At 72.7% G+C, this 17,979-nt stretch carries 17 protein-coding genes; 6 read left to right on the top strand and 11 right to left on the bottom strand.

All coding sequences use genetic code 11. The features are described 5' to 3' along the window. Positions 1-94: 94 nt before the first annotated feature. From meaB to AB0I91_RS36115, 3 genes are read right to left on the bottom strand one after another with little or no spacing between them, the layout of a single operon-like run. Positions 95-1,096: a methylmalonyl Co-A mutase-associated GTPase MeaB gene (gene meaB, locus AB0I91_RS36105; protein WP_499616666.1), complete on the bottom strand. Its 1,002-nt coding sequence runs from the start codon at positions 1,094-1,096 to the stop codon at positions 95-97. Then, a complete protein-coding gene (scpA, locus tag AB0I91_RS36110) occupies positions 1,089-3,299 on the bottom strand; it encodes a methylmalonyl-CoA mutase (protein ID WP_498780516.1) in 2,211 nt (736 codons plus the stop codon). The genes meaB and scpA overlap by 8 nt, the downstream gene beginning before the upstream one ends. Then, a complete protein-coding gene (locus AB0I91_RS36115; protein ID WP_499640946.1) occupies positions 3,296-5,260 on the bottom strand; it encodes a methylmalonyl-CoA mutase family protein in 1,965 nt (654 codons plus the stop codon). The genes scpA and AB0I91_RS36115 overlap by 4 nt, the downstream gene beginning before the upstream one ends. A 102-nt stretch (positions 5,261-5,362) precedes the next feature. On the opposite strand from AB0I91_RS36115, the gene AB0I91_RS36120 reads away from it, so the two are divergent. Further along, positions 5,363-7,033, top strand: a complete 1,671-nt coding sequence (locus tag AB0I91_RS36120; protein ID WP_499640917.1) for a serine/threonine-protein kinase — start codon at positions 5,363-5,365, stop codon at positions 7,031-7,033. Between the two features lie 41 nt (positions 7,034-7,074). Here AB0I91_RS36120 and AB0I91_RS36125 read toward each other — a convergent pair whose 3' ends face one another. Further along, positions 7,075-8,220, bottom strand: a complete 1,146-nt coding sequence (locus AB0I91_RS36125) for an MFS transporter (protein WP_499616673.1) — start codon at positions 8,218-8,220, stop codon at positions 7,075-7,077. 333 nt (positions 8,221-8,553) lie between these two features. Between AB0I91_RS36125 and AB0I91_RS36130 the strand changes: the two genes are divergently transcribed. Together AB0I91_RS36130 and AB0I91_RS36135 are read left to right on the top strand one after the other, a co-directional pair. Continuing rightward, positions 8,554-9,366: a purine-nucleoside phosphorylase gene (locus tag AB0I91_RS36130; protein ID WP_498780519.1), complete on the top strand. Its 813-nt coding sequence runs from the start codon at positions 8,554-8,556 to the stop codon at positions 9,364-9,366. Continuing rightward, positions 9,363-10,979, top strand: coding sequence for a phospho-sugar mutase (locus AB0I91_RS36135; protein ID WP_499640919.1), 1,617 nt, complete (start codon positions 9,363-9,365; stop codon positions 10,977-10,979). Before AB0I91_RS36130 ends, AB0I91_RS36135 begins: the two co-directional genes overlap by 4 nt. Before the next feature lie 4 nt (positions 10,980-10,983). Here AB0I91_RS36135 and AB0I91_RS36140 read toward each other — a convergent pair whose 3' ends face one another. Further along, positions 10,984-11,316, bottom strand: a complete 333-nt coding sequence (locus tag AB0I91_RS36140; protein ID WP_499640921.1) for a hypothetical protein — start codon at positions 11,314-11,316, stop codon at positions 10,984-10,986. Positions 11,317-11,521: 205 nt separating this feature from the next. On the opposite strand from AB0I91_RS36140, the gene AB0I91_RS36145 reads away from it, so the two are divergent. After that, a complete protein-coding gene (locus AB0I91_RS36145; RefSeq protein WP_498780585.1) occupies positions 11,522-11,971 on the top strand; it encodes a flavodoxin family protein in 450 nt (149 codons plus the stop codon). 90 nt (positions 11,972-12,061) lie between these two features. Next, positions 12,062-12,487: a TM2 domain-containing protein gene (locus tag AB0I91_RS36150; RefSeq protein ID WP_498780522.1), complete on the top strand. Its 426-nt coding sequence runs from the start codon at positions 12,062-12,064 to the stop codon at positions 12,485-12,487. A 3-nt stretch (positions 12,488-12,490) separates the two neighbouring features. Here the strand turns inward: AB0I91_RS36150 and AB0I91_RS36155 are convergent, their stop codons facing one another. The 5 genes from AB0I91_RS36155 to AB0I91_RS36175 form a co-directional block, all read right to left on the bottom strand. Further along, complete coding sequence (locus AB0I91_RS36155) at positions 12,491-13,420, bottom strand: aldo/keto reductase (RefSeq protein ID WP_498780587.1); 930 nt, start codon at positions 13,418-13,420, stop codon at positions 12,491-12,493. A gap of 69 nt (positions 13,421-13,489) precedes the next feature. Next, entirely contained in the window at positions 13,490-14,398 is a 909-nt protein-coding gene (locus tag AB0I91_RS36160) for an aldo/keto reductase (protein ID WP_499640948.1), read from the bottom strand. Between the two features lie 44 nt (positions 14,399-14,442). After that, positions 14,443-14,826: a MerR family transcriptional regulator gene (locus AB0I91_RS36165; protein ID WP_498780523.1), complete on the bottom strand. Its 384-nt coding sequence runs from the start codon at positions 14,824-14,826 to the stop codon at positions 14,443-14,445. 85 nt (positions 14,827-14,911) lie between these two features. Beyond that, positions 14,912-15,295, bottom strand: a complete 384-nt coding sequence (locus AB0I91_RS36170) for a type II toxin-antitoxin system death-on-curing family toxin (RefSeq protein ID WP_053718933.1) — start codon at positions 15,293-15,295, stop codon at positions 14,912-14,914. A 408-nt stretch (positions 15,296-15,703) separates the two neighbouring features. Next, the gene (locus AB0I91_RS36175; protein ID WP_015105038.1) at positions 15,704-15,910 is read right to left on the bottom strand and encodes a type II toxin-antitoxin system VapB family antitoxin; all 207 of its coding nucleotides are present in this window, start codon (positions 15,908-15,910) and stop codon (positions 15,704-15,706) included. 75 nt (positions 15,911-15,985) lie between these two features. On the opposite strand from AB0I91_RS36175, the gene AB0I91_RS36180 reads away from it, so the two are divergent. After that, complete coding sequence (locus AB0I91_RS36180; protein ID WP_498780524.1) at positions 15,986-16,582, top strand: TetR/AcrR family transcriptional regulator; 597 nt, start codon at positions 15,986-15,988, stop codon at positions 16,580-16,582. Between the two features lie 66 nt (positions 16,583-16,648). Here AB0I91_RS36180 and AB0I91_RS36185 read toward each other — a convergent pair whose 3' ends face one another. Continuing rightward, positions 16,649-17,956: a glycoside hydrolase family 18 protein gene (locus AB0I91_RS36185; RefSeq protein WP_498780525.1), complete on the bottom strand. Its 1,308-nt coding sequence runs from the start codon at positions 17,954-17,956 to the stop codon at positions 16,649-16,651. Positions 17,957-17,979: the final 23 nt, after the last annotated feature.

Below are 17,979 nucleotides of genomic sequence, written 5' to 3' on the forward strand. Positions count from 1 at the left end.
CCTAGCCACCGCGTTTCGTGGTTACCACTGTCGGTGGTCATCCAAACCGGCTTTTGTTCACGTGCTGTGAGCGAACGAGCCCGCCACGTGCCCGCTACCAGCCTCGACCCGGGTCGGCGCGGAACGCGGCCAGGATGCGTTCGGCGGCCAGCGTGGCGGTGAGCTCGCCGGCGCGCACCTGCCGTTCCACCTCGGGCACGACCGAGCGCACGCCCGGCGCCGCGCGCAGGCTCGTGAGCAGCTGGTCGTTCACCATGGCCCAGGTCCAGTCGACCTGCTGGCGACGCCGCCGCTCGGCCAGCCCGCCGCCCGCCTCCAGGGTCTCCCGGTGCTGGACGACCTGCCGCCACACGGTGTCGAGCCCGGAGCCGTCCAGCCCGCTGCACGTCAGCACGGGCGGGTGCCACGGGGCGTCCGGCGGGCGCAGCAGCCGCAGCGCGCCGGCCAGCTCGCGGGCGGCCTTGCGGGCGTCCTGCTCGTGCGGGCCGTCGGCCTTGTTGACCGCGATCACGTCGGCCAGCTCCAGCACGCCCTTCTTGATGCCCTGGAGCTGGTCGCCGGTGCGGGCGAGGGTGAGCAGCAGCGAGCAGTCGGTCATGTCGGCCACCGCGACCTCGGACTGGCCGACGCCGACCGTCTCGACCAGCACCACGTCGTAGCCCGCGGCCTCGACCAGCACGATCGTCTCGCGGGTCGCCCTGGCCACGCCGCCGAGCGTGCCGGAGGTCGGCGACGGCCGGATGAACGCCGCCTCGTCCACCGCGAGCCGGGCCATCCGGGTCTTGTCGCCCAGGATCGAGCCGCCGGTGCGGGTGGACGACGGGTCGACCGCCAGCACCGCCACCCGGTGGCCCCGCGCGGTCAGCATCGAGCCGAACGCGTCGATGAACGTCGACTTGCCCACGCCGGGCACACCGGTGATGCCGACGCGGTGCGCGTTGCCCGAGTGCGGCAGCAGCTCGACCAGCAGCTCCTGCGCCGACGCGCGGTGGTCCGGGCGCGTCGACTCGACCAGCGTGATAGCCCGGGCCAGCGTGCCCCGGTTGCCGGCGAGCACGCCCTTGGCGTACTCGCCGACGTCGACCGGCCTAGCCATCTCGTCCCGGCAGGTCGTCGTGGCCGAGCTGCCCGGCGAGCTCGCGCAGCAGGTCGCCCGCCGCGTCGGCGATGACCGTGCCGGGCGGGAAGATCGCCGCCGCGCCCGCCTCGCGCAGCGCGTCGAAGTCCTGGGGCGGGATCACGCCGCCGACCACGATCATGATGTCCTCGCGGCCCATCCCCGCCAGCGCCGAGCGCAGCGCGGGCACCAGCGTGAGGTGGCCCGCGGCCAGCGACGACACGCCGACGATGTGCACGTCGGCCTCGACGGCCTGGCGCGCGACCTCCTCCGGCGTCTGGAACAGCGGGCCGACGTCCACGTCGAAGCCGAGGTCGGCGAACGCGGTCGCGATCACCTTCTGGCCGCGGTCGTGCCCGTCCTGGCCCATCTTGGCGACCAGGATGCGCGGTCGACGCCCTTCGGCCTCGGCGAACGCCGCGGCCGCCTCGAGGGTAGCCACCACTGGCGTCCTCTCTCCCGGGGAAACGGACCCGGCCTCCTCCCGGTACACGCCGGTGATGGTGCGGATCTGCGCGGAGTGCCTGCCCCACACCTTGCCCAGCGCCTCGGAGATCTCCCCGACGGTGGCCTTGGCGCGGGCCGCGGAGATCGCCAGCTCCAGCAGGTTGCCGTCGGAGCCCGCGGCCTCGGTCAGCGCGGTCAGCGCGGAGTCGACGGCGGACTGGTCGCGCTCTTCGCGCAACCGGGCCAGCTTCGCCAGCTGCTGCGCGCGCACACCGGCGTTGTCGACCTTGAGCACGTCGATCTTCTCGTCGAACTCGACCTGGTACTTGTTCACGCCGATCACCGGCTGCCGGCCGGAGTCGATGCGCGCCTGGGTGCGCGCGGCGGCCTCCTCGATGCGCAGCTTCGGGATGCCCGCCTCGATGGCCTGCGCCATCCCGCCCGCGGCCTCGACTTCGGTGATGTGCGACCAGGCGCGGTGCGCCAGGTCGTGCGTGAGGCGCTCCACGAACGCGCTGCCGCCCCACGGGTCGATCACCCGCGTGGTGCCGGATTCCTGCTGGAGCAGCAGCTGGGTGTTGCGGGCGATGCGCGCGGAGAAGTCCGTCGGCAGCGCCAGGGCCTCGTCCAGCGCGTTGGTGTGCAGCGACTGCGTGTGCCCCTGCGTGGCGGCCATCGCCTCGACGCACGTGCGCGCGACGTTGTTGAACACGTCCTGCGCGGTCAGCGACCAGCCGGACGTCTGGCAGTGCGTGCGCAGGGACAGCGACTTCGGCGACTTCGGGTCGAAGCCCTTGACCAGCTTCGCCCACAGCAGCCGGGCGGCGCGCAGCTTGGCGACTTCCATGAAGAAGTTCATGCCGACCGCCCAGAAGAACGACAGCCGAGGCGCGAACGCGTCGATGTCCAGTCCCGCGCCGCGGCCCGCCCGCAGGTACTCCACGCCGTCCGCGAGCGTGTAGGCCAGCTCCAGGTCGGCCGTCGCGCCGGCTTCCTGCATGTGGTAGCCGGAGATGGAGATGGAGTTGAACTTCGGCATCCGCCGCGAGGTGAACGCGAAGATGTCGGAGATGATCCGCATCGACGGCTTCGGCGGGTAGATGTAGGTGTTGCGGACCATGAACTCCTTGAGGATGTCGTTCTGGATGGTCCCGGCCAGCTGCTCGGGCGCCACCCCCTGCTCCTCGGCCGCGACGACGTACAGCGCCAGGATCGGCAGGACGGCGCCGTTCATGGTCATCGACACGCTCATCTTGTCCAGCGGGATGCCGTCGAACAGCCGGCGCATGTCGTAGATCGAGTCGATGGCCACGCCCGCCATGCCGACGTCACCGGCCACGCGGGGGTGGTCGGAGTCGTAGCCGCGGTGGGTGGCCAGGTCGAACGCGACGGACAGGCCCTTCTGGCCGGCCGCGAGGTTGCGGCGGTAGAAGGCGTTGGACTCCTCGGCGGTGGAGAACCCGGCGTACTGCCGGATCGTCCACGGCTGGTTGACGTACATCGTCGGGTACGGGCCGCGCAGGAACGGCGCGATGCCCGGGTAGGTCGCGAGGAAGTCGAGGCCCTCGGTGTCGGCGGCCGTGTAGACGGGTTTGACGCCGATGCCCTCGGGCGTCTCCCACGTCAGCGCGTCCGCGCCCTTGCCGGTCGCCTCCTGGAGCGCGGCGTGCCACTGCGCGGCGTCGGCGGCGGCGGTGGGTTCGCCCAGGTCGATGTCGGCGAAGTTCGGGATCATCGCTGGACTCCAAGGGATTCGAACGTGTGCTCCAGCACGTCCAGGGCGGGACAGCCGGTGAACACGTACTCGTCGATCTCCGCGTCGGACTTCTTGCCCGCCAACAGGATCCGCTCCGCGCCCGCTTCGCGCAGCGCTCGCGCCACGGGCGCGGCCAGCTCGGCGTAGCTGCTCTCGCTGCCGCACAGGCAGGCGATCCGGGCGCCGCTCTCGCGGAACTTCGCGACCACGTCGTCCACGGTCCCGGTGGGCCCGGCGTCGGGCGTCTCGATGCCGCCCGCCTGGAACAGGTTCGCCGCGAACGCGGCCCGCGCGGTGTGCGCGGCGACCGGGCCGAGGGTGGCCAGGAAGACCTTCGGGCGCTCGGGGCTCGCGTCGGCCGCGTCGCGCAGCGCCTCGAAGTCCTGGGCGTACCGGATGCGGGGCAGGGGCCGGGTTCGGGGGCCCGAGATTGTCGGACCCTTCTGGGAGAATGAAGACCGGGGATCCCCCGAGGGGGACTCCTGCGCAGCGTGGCCGTTGGCCTGGCCCGGTTCTCGCGGTTCTCCGGGTGCGGACGGTCCTCCGGGTGCGGGCCGAACTTCGGGGGTGGGCCGGTCTTCGGGTGCAGAGGAGTCTTCGGGGGCGGGCCGGTCTTCGGGGGCGGGCGGGCGGACCACCGGCTGCTCGCCCAGGTTCGGGAACTCGCTGACGCCGGTCAGCGCGTCGGTCCGGTCGGCCAGGTTCGCCCGGCGCCGGTCCCAGGTGGCCGCGATCCGGTCGCCGACCAGGTTGAACGCCGCAGGCAGACCGCCGGCGGCCTCGATCTCGCGGAACCACGCCCAGGCGGCGCGCGCGAGGTCGTCGGTGAGCCGTTCCACGTACCAGGAGCCGCCCGCCGGGTCGATCACGGCGGCCAGCTTCGACTCCTCCAGCAGCAGCGACTGCGTGTTGCGGGCGATGCGCCGGGCGAAGTCGTCGGACAGGCCGATCGCGTGGTCGAACGGCAGCACGGTCACCGCGTCCGCGCCGCCGAGGCCCGCGCCGAAGCACGCCACGGTGGTGCGCAGCATGTTCACCCACGGGTCGCGGCGGGTCATCATCGCGGGCGACGTGACCGCGTGCTGCAGTTGCGGGCTCGGCGCGCCGGCCACCTCGGTGACCCGCGCCCAGAGCCGCCGGGCGGCCCGGAACTTGGCGATGGTGGAGAACTGGTCGGCGGTCGCCGCGTACCGGAACTCCAGCAGCCGCACGGCTTCCGCGACGTCCAACCCGGCCTCGGTCAGGTGCCGCAGGTACGCGACACCGGCCGCGAGGGACGCGCCCAGCTCCTGCGCGTCCGAGCCGCCGGCCTCGTGGAACGGCAGGCCGTCCACGACGACCAGGCGCAGCCCGGGGAACTCGCGGGTCTTGCCCAGCAGGTCGGTCAGGGCGGCGAGGTCGGCGGGCCGCCCCGTGCGCGCCTGCACGCCCAAGGGGTCCGCGCCGACGTTGCCCCGCACCTCACTGGCGAGCACCGGCCGCTGGTCCCAGACCCGCAGCATGGCCCGCCCGGCTTCGAGGAAGTCCGCGCCCGCGTCCACGACCACCGGCGCGAGGTCCAGGTAGACGTCGGCCAGCACCTCGTCGTAGGCGGCCGGGTCGAGCCCTTTGAGCCACAGCGACGTGACGCCGTTCTCCAGGTCCGCCATCACCGCCTCGCGGTCGGCGACCCGGTGCTGCTGGCGGACGTCCCAGCCCTCGACCGCGCCCTGCGGCCGACCGCCCCGGGTGAACGGGGCCGACCCCGGGAAACCGGCGTCCGGCGCCTGGTCGGCGGCGGTGTAGAGCGGCTGGACGGCGATGCCGTCGTAGGTGGTGGTGACCAGGGAGTCGAAGTCCGCGCCCGACTTGCGCAGCACGCCTCGGACCAGGTCCAGCCACTGCTCGCGGTCAGGGGTGGTGAATTCGGCGGCCAACGCCAACTCGCCTGACGGCTCCATCATGCTCCGCAGTGTTACTCACCGGTAGTTCGACGGCTATGTGAGGTTCACCGCCGTGAACGATGCAGATTGCAGTCTTCCACGCTGGTGGATGATGGCGCAGTGGAATCCGAGCGACTGATCGCCGGCCGCTACCGCCTGCGGCACGTCCTGGGGCGCGGCTCGATGGGCACCGTCTGGGCGGCGCACGACGAGGTGCTGCGGCGGGACGTCGCGGTGAAGGAGATCCTGCGCCCGGCGGGCGGCTCGGACGACGAGGACGAGGTGATCCGGGAGCGGACGCTGCGCGAGGCCCGGTCGGCGGCGGCGCTCGCGCACCCGAACCTGGTGACGCTGTACGACGTGGTGCAGGTCGACGGCGACCCGTACGTGGTGATGGAGCTGGTGCCGTCGTCGTCGTTGGCGGAGGTAGTGCGGCAGCGCGGTCCGCTGACCGACGTGCAGGGCGCGGTGGTGGCGGACGCGGTGGCCGCCGCGTTGGAGGCCGCGCACCGGGCCGGGATCACGCACCGGGACGTGAAGCCGGGCAACGTGCTGGTGGCCGACGACGGCCGGGTGAAGCTGACCGACTTCGGCATCGCCCGCAACGTCGCCGAGGCCACCCTGACCAGCCGCGGGATCACGTTGGGGACGCCCGCGTTCATCGCGCCCGAGGTGGCGGCGGGCGCGGCGGTGTCGTTCGCGGCGGACCAGTGGTCGCTGGGCGCGACGCTGTTCGCGGCGATGACCGGCCAGCAGCCGTACGAGGGCGCGAACGTGCTGCAGACGATCAACCAGGTGGTGCACGGCGACGTGCCGTCGGCGTCGGCCTGCGGCGCGTTGGAGGCCGTGGTCGCGGGGCTCATGGTGAAGGCGCCGGACGAGCGGATCACGTTGGCCGAGGTGCGGCGGCTGGTCCGGCCGCTGCTGCCGGAGCCGGGCACGGACGTGTTCCCGGCGTCGGCGGCCACCCGGCCGGTGGTGGAGGTCGTGCGGCCGGCGCCGGTCAAGCCGCCGGTACCGCCGGAGACGCCGCTGGCCGCCGATCCCGGGCCGCTGCCGTTCATGGTGGCGCAGGCGCCGACGCGCGAGCTGACCCGGCGGCCGGGGCCGGCGGTGCTGGTGGCGTTGTCGGCGGTGGTGCTGTTCGCGATCGGCAGCGTGTCGGGCTTCGCCCTGACCAGGACGGTCGCCGGTGCGTCCCTGCTGCCCCCGCCGACGCAGGAGACGCCGTCACCGCCCGCGATCGTCGAGACGCCGTCGCTGCTGCCGACCACGGCGTCGGCCGCGGCGGCGAACGGCGAGCAGGGCGCCGAGTTCACCATCGAGGTGGGGCCGGACTGGACCAGCTTCCTGGAGCAGCGGGCGAACAACGGGCTCGGCCCGAGCACGGTGGTGCACCTGGTCGCGCCGAACGGGTGGTACGAGGTGACGGTGCAGCGGTTCCCGGACTACTACGAGCGGAACACGATCAAGGACTACCTGCGGCTGGTGCGCTCGCGGTGGGCGGAGGACCAGTACTTCGGCGAGGCCCTGGAGGCGACCGACGCACTGCCGCCGGGGGGCAAGGAGCCGGGCGTCCAGTACAGCTACCGGACCGTCGAACGGGCCACCCCGCTGGGCCGCGACACCGTCTCCCCCGGCCCTGACCTGCGTCGCAGCCGGTACTCGCGGGTGCTGCCCCGCGGCAACGACCTGTGGGTGGTCGAGGTCGTCGTGCCGACCGAGCAGGAGGAGACGGGGCGGAGCCGGCTGTTCGACACGATCGCGCCGACGTTCCGGGTGAACGACTAGGCGAATGCGGCGACATCGGCCGCCGAACACCGGTCGCCGGATCACGGAACCGAACGTGTGGTCGCACCCTGAGGTGCGAGGACGGTGATCGTGGCCGCTATGGCGATGACGGCGGCCGTGATCGCGGCGGTGATCGGCCAGCCGAACCACTCGACGGCGGTCGCGCCGAAAGCGGTGCCGAGGCTGCCGCCCACGAAGTACACCAGCATGTACGCGCTGTTGAAACGCGCGGGGGCCGCCGGGTCGATGGACAGGACGGTGCTCTGGTTCGCGACCTGGGCGGCGAAGAGACCGGCGTCGAACAGGGCCAGGCACACGAGGGTCACGACGGTGTTCTCGAGCGTGAAGCCGAGGACGACCGCAGCGGTCCCGGCCACGGCCAAGCCCGCCAGGACGACGCGCCGCGCGCCCACCCGATCGGTCCAGGCGCCGGCGACCTGGGTCGCGAGGACACCGGTGAGGCCGGCCAGCGCGTACAGGCCGATCCGCTCGGCCGAGTGCGAGTGCGGCGGCGCGGAGAGGGCTACCGCGAGCCCGGACCACACGGCGCAGAACCCGAAGAACCACAGCGCGCCGCGCACTGCCGCGAGCCGGAGCGGCGCGTGCCGGGCGAACAACCCGGGCACCGAGCGCAGGGTGGCGAGGTAGCCGTGCCCGACGCCGCCCCGCGCGGCCGGGAGCACCCGCAGCGACCACAGCGCGACCAGCGCGCAGGCGGCGGCGAACCCGAGGAGCATCCCGCGCCAGCCGATCTCGTCGGCGAGGCGACCGCCCACGATCCTGCCGGCGAGGATCCCGCCCGAGATCCCGGCGGTGACGATGCCCAGGACGGTCGCGCGTCGACGTTCGCCGGCCAGCCGGCCCGCCAGCGAGCTGAGGCCCGCCCCCACCGCCGAACAGGCTCCGACCACGCCGATCACCAGTCCCAACACCACCGCGTTGCCCACCGCGGCACACGCCGCCAACGCGACCGCCAGGACCCCGAACTGGGCCGCGAGCACCCGTCTCGGGGAGAAGCGGTCGACCAGCGGAACGAGCAGGCCGAGTCCGACGAGGTAGCCGACCGGGCCGCACGCGAGCGCGATTCCGACCGCGGCGATCGACGAGCCCAGGGAATCCGCGACGTCCGCGATCGCGGGCTGCAGCGGGTAGGTCGTGGACGTCCCGAGCGCGGCCGCGAGCGACATGAACCACACCGCGGAGCCACGCGGTCGGGCGACTATCGGATTCTTGGCGACAGGGTGGACATTCACGGGAATCGACCGTAGGGAGGCGCCAATCCGGATGCCGGCGGATTCTCGACCATTCGCTCGGCGAACCGCGTGGCCTTTCGTTTCCTGGATTCCGCGGCGCGCGTGACCGCAGTTGAGCCGGACGGGTCGTGCCCGGCGTGGCGGATTCGTCAACCGGTCGGATGCCGCGTCCGCTGCTCCACCCGTCGACCGCTTCGCCCGGCGGCGGTACCACCGGGACCCACGGCACTGCGGGCAACGGGGACAGGCGGCGATTAGGCTCGCGGCGTGACCGGTATCAGTGAGAACACCACCCCTGAGGCCCTGGCCACCGACGCGGCCAAGGCGCTGGCCGAGCGGACCGGGGTGGGCAGGCACGACATCGCCGTCGTCCTCGGGTCGGGGTGGCGCCCCGCCGCCGACCTCATCGGCGAGCCCGACGCCGAGGTGCCCATGGGCGAGCTGCCCGGGTTCGAGGCGCCCACCGCCGTCGGCCACGGCGGCACGGTGCGCTCGGTGAGCGTCGGCGACAAGCACGTGCTGGTCATGCTCGGCCGGACGCACGGGTACGAGGGCAAGGGCGTGGCCAAGGTCGTGCACGGCGTGCGCACGGCCGCCGCGGCGGGTGTCGGCACGGTCGTGCTGACCAACGCGGCGGGCGGGCTGCGGCAGGGCATGGCGGTCGGCCAGCCGGTGCTGATCAGCGACCACCTGAACCTGACCGCGTCGTCACCGCTGGTCGGGGCGCGGTTCGTGGACCTCACCGACCTCTACTCGCCGCGCCTGCGCGACCTCGCCCGGGAGATCGACCCGTCGCTGGAGGACGGCGTCTACGCGGGCCTGCCCGGACCGCACTTCGAGACGCCCGCCGAGATCCGGATGCTGCGCACGATGGGCGCGGACCTGGTCGGCATGTCCACCGTGCTGGAGGCCATCGCGGCCCGCGCGGAGGGCGTCGAGGTGTTCGGCCTGTCCCTGGTGACGAACCTGGCCGCGGGCATCACCGGCGAGCCGCTCAACCACGAAGAGGTGCTGGAGGCGGGCCAGGCGGCGGCGAGCCGGATGGGCGCGCTGCTGCGGGAGCTGGTGACGCGGGCATGACCCTCGCCCCGGCCCTGCGCGACGCCGCGTTCCGCTGGATCGCCGACGACCCCGACCCGGCGACGCGCCTGGAGCTGCAGACCGTCGTGGCGCGGGCGATGGGCGGTGACGCCGCCGCGGCCGACGAGGTGGCCGACCGGATGGCGGGCCCGCTGGCGTTCGGCACGGCGGGGCTGCGCGGTCCCGTGCGGGCCGGGCCGAACGGGATGAACCGGGCCGTGGTCATCCGCACCACGGCCGGCCTCGCCGCGTGGCTCAAGGCGCACGGGCACGTCGGCACGGTGTTCGTGGGCCGGGACGCGCGGCACGGGTCGGAGGACTTCGCGGCGGCGGCGGCCGGTGTGCTGGCGGGCGCGGGGTTCACCGTGCGGGTGCTGCCGGGACCGCTGCCGACGCCGGTGCTGGCGTTCCTGGTCAAGCGGCACGCGGCGGTGGCGGGCGTGCAGATCACCGCCTCGCACAACCCGCCCGCGGACAACGGCTACAAGCTGTACCTGGCCGGTGGCGGGCAGATCGTGCCGCCGGAGGACCGCGAGATCGAGGCGGCGATCCGGGGCGTGCCCGCGGCCGTGTCGGTGCCGCTGTCGGACGACTACCTGCCGGTGTCGGACGCCGAGGTGGACGAGTACCTGGAGCGGGTCGCGTCGCTGCCGCGCGGCGTCCAGCGCGACCTGCGCGTGGTGTTGACGCCGATGCACGGCGTCGGCGGCGCGACGGCGGTGGAGGCGTTGCGGCGGGCCGGGTTCACCGACGTGCGGGTCGTGCGCGAGCAGGCCGTGCCGGACCCGGGTTTCCCGACCGTGGCGTTCCCGAACCCGGAGGAGCCGGGCGCGGCGGACCGGTTGCTGGCGCTGGCGGCGGCGGAGGACGCCGACCTGGCCATCGCCCTGGACCCCGACGCCGACCGGTGCGCGCTGGGCGTGCGCGAGCGGGACGGGTCGTGGCGGATGTTGCGCGGCGACGAGACCGGCGTGCTCCTCGGCTCCCTGGTGCTGTCCACTGTGGAGAGCCCGGATCCGTTGGTGGCCACCACGATCGTGTCGTCCTCGCTGCTGAAGTCGATCGCCCGGGCGCACGGCGCGCGTTACGCGGAGACGTTGACCGGGTTCAAGTGGCTGGTGCGCGCGGGCGACGGCCTGGTGTTCGCCTACGAGGAGGCGCTGGGCAACTGCGTCGACCCGGCCTGCGTCAACGACAAGGACGGCATTTCTGCGGCCGTGGTGGCGTGCGACCTGGCGGCCGGGCTGAAGGCGTCCGGCCGCACCCTGCTCGACGCGCTGGACCAGCTCGCCGTCGACCACGGCCTGCACCTGACCGACCAGGTCTCGCTGCGGTTCACCGACCTGAGCCGGATCGGCGCGTTGATGGCCCGGCTGCGCGGCGAGCCGCCGGCGGGATTCGCGTTCGAGGACCTGCTGCCCGAGGCCGACGTGGTCAGGCTGACCCGCGAAGGCGTGCGGGTGGTCGTGCGGCCGTCCGGCACCGAACCGAAGCTCAAGGCGTACCTGGAGGTCGTCGAACCGGTGTCCGACGGCCTGCCGGCCGCCCGGGTGCGTGCCCGGGAGCGGTTGGCCGAGCTGCGGGCCCGGGTGTCCGAGCTGCTCGCGGACTGAGCGGTCAGGACGCGAGGGCGAGCAGCAGGCACAGCACGGCGACGACGAGCGCACCGCCCGCCACCAGGTACGGACGCCTGGTCGGCGGGCTCACCGGGCGCGACCGGTGCTGCGTGACGGCGGCGACCGAGATGCGGCCGGAGATGTAGCTGACGGTGCACAGCGCGACGCCGGTCGCGAGGATCATCGTGTTGACGTCCCACGGGCTGTGGTCGACGCCCGGCCACAGGGCGATGAACACCAGCGGCAGGCCGATCAACCCGACCCCGATCCCCACCCCCGCGCCCCAGGCGATCCGCCGGTTCCGCTTCATCGTGGCGATGCTGCGAGTTTCCATGACTCCCTCCCGGTGACTACACACTTCCAGACGTGCGGCGGCCCCGCCGGTTCCCACCCGCCGCTTGTCGATCTTGCTACGCCGACCGCCCGGCCGCGGACCCGGCCACCCGCCCGAGCCGTTGACCAGGCACGACGGCTTCCCGGACGGGACCGGTGCCACCGAGCGGTTGCCACGTCACACCGATCGCGGCAACCTGGGCCGCGTGCCCCGCCTGCTGATCGTGCACCACACGCCGTCACCCGCCATGCAGGAGCTGTTCGAGGCGGTGCTGGAGGGGGCGAACGACCCGGAGGTCGAGGGCGTCGACGTGGTGCGGCGGCCCGCGCTGTCGGCCACCGCGTCCGACGTGCTGGAAGCGGACGGCTACCTGCTCGGCACGCCCGCCAACATCGGCTACATCAGCGGCGCGCTGAAGCACTTCTTCGACACGATCTACTACCCGTGCCTGGACGCCACGCGCGGCCGGCCGTTCGGGGCCTACGTGCACGGCAACCTGGGCACGGAGGGCGCGGTGAAGGCGCTGCGGGACATCACGACCGGGTTGGCGTGGCGGCCGGTGGCGCCGACGCTGAGCCTGACCGGCGCACCGGACGGCGACGCGCGGGAGCGGTGCCGGGAGTTGGGCGCCACGGTCGCCGCGACGTTGCTCTGACCCGGGCGATCCATCACGCTCCGATGTGATCGGTAACGCTCCGCCTCCCCCGGCCGACAGACTGCCGCGACGACACGTGGAGGCAGTCGAATGACCCAACCGGTAGGTCCACCGCCGATGTGCGGTTCCTGCGGCGCGTACCTGCAGCCGCCGAGCGTCAACTGCGCCGTCTGCGGTGCGACGCAGTGGCCGGTGACGCAGGCGCCGCCGCCGCACCCGCCCGCGCACCCCGCGCCCTACGGGGTGCAGGTGCGGGGCGTGGTGACCGCCAAGAACCCCGGCATCGCGGTGCTGCTGTCGCTGCTGTGGCTCGGGGCGGGCAACCTCTACGCGGGTCAGACGGTGCTCGGCGTGATCCTGCTGCTGGTGAACTTCCCGCTGGTCCTGCTGGCCATGACGGTGCTCGGGCTGATCGTCGCGTTCCCCGTGTGGGTGGTGCTGGTGATCGTGTCGATCGTGCTGGCCATGCAGGGCGCGAAGGACTTCAACCGGCGCAACGGCATCGTGGTCCGGTAGCGGCTACCGGCCGAGCGAGGGCAGCACCTCGCTCGGGTAGCGGGTGCCCGCGACCGCGTCGGGCGGCACGGCGGCGGCGATGCGGGCCAGCTGCGCGTCGGTCAGCGAGAGGTCCGCGGCGGCGGCGTTCTCCTCCACGTACTTCACCCGCTTGGTGCCGGGGATCGGCACCGCGCCCTGGTGGTGGACCCACGCCAGCGCGATCTGCGCCGCCGTCACGTCGTGCTCCCGCGCCACCTCGCGCAGCGACTCCACCAGCGCGAGGTTGCGGTCGAAGTTCCCGGCCGCGAACCGGGGCTGGCCGACCAGGCGGAAGTCGCCGGCCGCGAAGTCGTCCTTCGACGTGTACCGGCCGGTGAGGAAGCCGCGGCCGAGCGGCGAGTACGCGACGACGCCGATGCCCAGCTCGCGGCACGTGGGCACGACCTCGTCCTCGATGTCGCGCGACCACAGCGACCACTCCGTCTGCACGGCCGCGACCGGGTGCACGGCGTGCGCGCGCCGGATCGTCTCCGCGCCCGCCTCGGACAGGCCGAGGTGCCGGACCTTGCCCTGCTCGACCAGCTCGGCCATCGCGCCGACGGTGTCCTCGATGGGCACCTTCGGGTCGACCCGGTGCTGGTAGTACAGGTCGATGTGCTCCACGCCCAGGCGGCGCAACGACGCGTCCGCGGCCTGCCGGACGTACTCCGGGTCGCCGCGCAGGCCCCACTGGGACCGGGGCAGCCCCGGGTCGCGGACGATGGCGAACTTCGTCGCCAGCACGACCTCGTCGCGGCGGTCCTTGATCGCCCGGCCGACCAGCTCCTCGTTGGTGAACGGCCCGTACATGTCGGCCGTGTCGAGGAGCGTGACGCCCAGGTCGAGGGCGCGGTGGATGGTGGCGGTCGACTCGGCCTCGTCACCGGGGCCGTAGAAGTCGCTCATGCCCATGCAGCCCAGGCCCTGCGCGCTCACCTCGAGCGCGCCCAACCGGCGTTTCTCCACGGTGGTCCTCCCAGCTCACTTGTTCGACAGCCGCAGGAACTCCGGCGGGTACCGGTCGCCGGCGACGGCGGGTGCGGCGGCCTCGATCGCGCGGAGCTCGTCCGCGTCCAGTTGCAGCTCGGCGGCGGCGACGTTCTCCTCCAGGTACTCCACCCGCTTGGTGCCCGGGATGGGTACGACGTGCTCGCCCTGGTGGTGCACCCAGGCCAGCGCCAGCTGACCGGCCGTGACGCCGCGTTCGGCGGCCAGCGCGCGCAGCGCGTCCACGATGGCCGTGTTGCGGGCGAAGTTCTCCTCGGCGAACCGGGGCAGGCCGCGGCGCATGTCGTCCTCGGCCAGGTCGGCGACGGACGTGACGCGGCCGGTGAGGAAGCCCCGGCCCAGCGGCGAGAACGGCACGATGCCGATGCCCAGCTCGCGGCACGTCGGCGCGACCTCGGCCTCGACGTCGCGCGTCCACAGCGACCACTCGCTCTGCAGGGCGCTGATCGGGTGCACGGCGTGCGCGCGGCGGATCGTCGCGGCGCTCGCCTCGGACAGGCCGAGGTGGCGGACCTTGCCCTCGGCGACCAGCTCGGCCATCGCGCCGACGGTCTCCTCGATCGGCACGTCCGGGTCGACCCGGTGCTGGTAGTACAGGTCGACGTGGTCCACCCCCAGGCGGCGCAACGACGCGTCGAGGGCCTGCTTGACGTAGGCGGCGTCACCGCGCGGCCTGCGGTCCGGGTCGCCCAGCCCGAACTTCGTCGCGAGCACGACCTCGTCGCGGCGGCCCCTGATCGCCCGCCCCACCAGCTCCTCGTTCGCGCCGGCGCCGTAGACGTCGGCGGTGTCGAGGAGCGTGACGCCGAGGTCGAGCGCGCGGTGGATGGTGGCGATCGACCCGGCCTCGTCCCCCGCGCCGTAGGACTGGCTCATGCCCATGCAGCCCAGGCCCTGGTCGCCGACCCGGAGTCCGCCCAACGCCCTCACGCCGTGATCCCCTCGACGAAGGTGTGCTCGATCTGCTCGTAGTGCGTGATCTTGTAGTCGAGCACGTCCAGGCACGACTGCAGCTCGGCGATGCGCGCGCGGACCGCGGCGCGGTGCTCGAACAGCATCTGCTTGCGGCGACCGGCGGTGGCCGCGCCGCGGTGCCTGAGCTGCGCGTACTCGCGCATCATGCGAATGGGCATGCCGGTGGTGCGCAGCCGGGTCAGGAAGACCAGCCAGCCGAGGTCGTCGTCGCTGTAGCTGCGCCGCCCGCCGGAGTCCCGGGCAGGCGGGTCGACCAGGCCGATCCGTTCGTAGTAGCGCAGCGTGTCGATCGACAACCCGCTGCGCTCGGCCGCTTGAGCGATCGAGTAAGTCACGGTGTCGACGGTAGGAGCTGGAGTGCACTCCAGGTCAACCCGATTCGCGGTATCCGGCGCCGTCGCCCGTCGCGGGGGCCGTCGGTCAGTCGTCCTTGGGCATGCCCCAGGCCTCCAGGTGGGCGGCCATGCCGCCCACGTCGATCTGCTCCCGGCCGAGCGCCCGCACCAGGTCGAGGGCTTCGTCCTCCTCGGCGTCGATCCACCAGCCGTTGATGTCGCACAACGTCACGGCGGCGACCCAGCCCAGCCGCCAGTTGCCCTCGGCCAACGGGCGCGTGCGGACGATGGAGTCGAGCAACGCGGAAGCTTTGAGCCAGAGCGTGTCGTACGCCTCGACCCCCAGCACTGTGGCCCTGGGGCGGTGGGCTGCGGAGTCGAGGAGACCTAAGTCGCGCACGACCAGATCCCCGCCGGTGACGGCGGTCGCCAGCACGAGCAAGTCGCCGGCGTCGAGGTAGTTGACCACTGCTTGACGCGCTCCCTGTCCTGAGGGGCGGGGACTCCGGCGCGGCCACGCCGCATCCGGGACGTCTCTGGCGCCACTACCCACCCCCTCAGGTCCGTATCGCCTCCCCGCCCCGGAGGCGGCGAGGATGTTGTCGGCCGCGTTGTGCACCGAAGCGCAACCTGGACGCAGCCCGATCTTCAACGGCGCACCATACCGGTGCGCTTCGGACCCCCGTGGACGTTCACAGAGGTATATGGGTGAACGCCCTATGCCGCACCGGTTGAGCTGCATGGATTGATCGTATCGAACATATGTTCGAACGGCGAGGGCGCGCGGGTGCGATCACCCGAAGGTGTGGCGTCGTGGGCAGCGAGTAATCGGTCGGGCGCCCTCGGTACGGGAACCCGCAATCGGGGCGGGCCGGGATCAGGCGGAGCCGAGCCTGTCGAGCAGGCCCCGGTACTTGGGGAGCACGCGTCCGAGGACCTCGGAGAGCTGCTCCTCCTTCTGCAATCTGGCCCACCGCTCGGCCAACGCCAAGCGCACGACCTCCTGCTTCGAACGGCCTTCGGCTGCGGCGAGTTCGTCGAGCCGCCGGTTCTCCTCGTCGCTCAGACGCAGAGTCATCGCCATGGAGAATGACGGTACCAACTTGATACCACGATGACCAGGCCGCGAATTATAACAGTGTTGCGATACGATGCCCCGGTGCCACGACCGAAGACACACGACGACGCGCTCCGCGGGCGACTGCTCGAGCGGGCGGGCGAACTGCTGTCCACCGAAGGCCCGGGCGCTTTGAGCTTGCGCAGGCTCGCGGCGGATGTCAACACCTCGACCACGGCCGTGTACTCGTTGTTCGGCGGCAAGCCGGCGCTGCTGAACGCCGTGTACGAGGAGGCGTTCCGCCGATTCGGTGAACGCATCGCGACCGTGCCGCAGACCGGCGACCCGGTGGAGGACCTGGTCCAGATCGGCCTGGCGTACCGGGAGAGCGCGCTGGCCGACCCGCAGTTCTACCTGGTGATGTTCAGCAAGGTGGTGCCGAACTTCGAGCCGTCCGACGAGACGAAGGAGGCGGCCGTGCAGACGTTCCTGCCGGTCGTCCGGGACGTCGGGCGCGCGGTGGAGTCCGGCGCGTTCGTGCAGGACCCGCCGCCCGAGCAGATCGCGTTGGCCATGTGGGGCACGGTGCACGGCCTGGTGAGCCTGGAGCTCAACGGCAACCTGCCGCCGGGGGTCGAGATCGCTCCCGTCTACGAGCGCGCCCTGCGCGCGAACGCGGACGGGTGGCGCAGCGCGTGAGGACGGGGGTGGGGCCCGGGGAGGTGGCCGCCGCGAAACCTCCCCGGACCCCGTGGACCGTCCAGCTCAGGACAGTCCGCTCGTGAGCGCCTTGATCAGCTCGCCGTCGGCGGTGTCGCCGTCGAGCGACCAGATCATCGCGCCGCCAAGGCGCCGTTCGGCCACGTAGCGACCCTTGCGCTTCATCTCGACCGGGTCGTCCCAGGTCCAGAACGTGGTGCCGTCGAACAACCACGCGTGACCGGCCTTGGCATCCCGGTGCACGGTGAACTGGGCCAACTGCGCCTTGAGGATCCGGTAGTCCTCGTACCCGGCCTCGTAGGTCGCGGGCGCGGGGCCGGTGGCGGGCTGGAACAGGCCGTTGTTCTCGTCCCGCACGCCCGTCCAGCCCCGGCTGTAGAACGGCACGCCCATCACGACCTTGCTCTTCGGCGCGCCGTTGCGCAGGTAGTGGTCGATCGCGACCTGCGAGCTGAACGGCGGCGCGGTCGGGTCGGCCGCCGGCGTGCGCAGCGAGGACTGCTGGTTGGTCAGCGGCTCCCAGGCGCCGTGGTAGTCGTAGCCCTGGATGGTGCCGAAGGTCAGCAGGTCGAAGACCTTCTTCACCTCGAAGCCGCGGTCGACCTGGGCCGGGTTGGCGGGCAGGAACGCGGTGAGGTCGTAGCGCTTGCCGGTGCGCCAGGTCAGCTTGCCCAGCTGCTTGCGGTACTCCACGAGCAGCGCGGTGAAGTTCTGCTTGTCCTCGGGCCGCACGACGTTGCCGGGCGCGGCCTCGGACGAGGGCCACTCCCAGTCCAGGTCGACGCCGTCGAACACGCCGGCCGCCGCACCGGGTGCGGCGTCGGGCAGGTTGCCCTTGAGCCACAGGTCCAGGCAGGACGCCACGTGCGCGGCGCGCGACTCGGGCGTGAGGGCGGCGTTGGAGAAGTACTTCGAGCCGGTCCAGCCGCCGAGCGAGATGTTGATCCGCAGCCCGGGGTGCTTCGCCTTGAGCTGCTTGAGCTGGTTCAGGTTGCCCGACAGCGGCTGACCCGCGACGTCCGCGACGCCGTTGACGCTCTGCTCGGCGCTGAACGGCCGCTGGTAGTCCGCCCACGGGTCGGCGCTGACGCACTTGCCGGACTCGTCGAGGAAGCCGAAGGCGTAGTTGAGGTGGGTGAGCCGCGGTGCGGTGCCGTTGGCCACGAGGTCGCGCACCAGGAAGTTGCGGTCGTAGCCGCTCCACTGGGTGTAGTACCCGACGACCCGCTCGCGCTTGTCGTGGCCACCGTGACCGCCGTGGTCCCCGTGGCCGCCGTGCGCGAGGGCCTGCGCCGGCGACACGGCCATCGCGGTGGCCAGGAGGGCGGGGAGCACCCATCTCCTGCTCGACATGCTTCTCCTCGCGGGCGTTCCGG

It is taken from the genome of Actinosynnema sp. NPDC049800 (assembly GCF_040656635.1).
GTDB lineage: Bacteria > Actinomycetota > Actinomycetes > Mycobacteriales > Pseudonocardiaceae > Actinosynnema.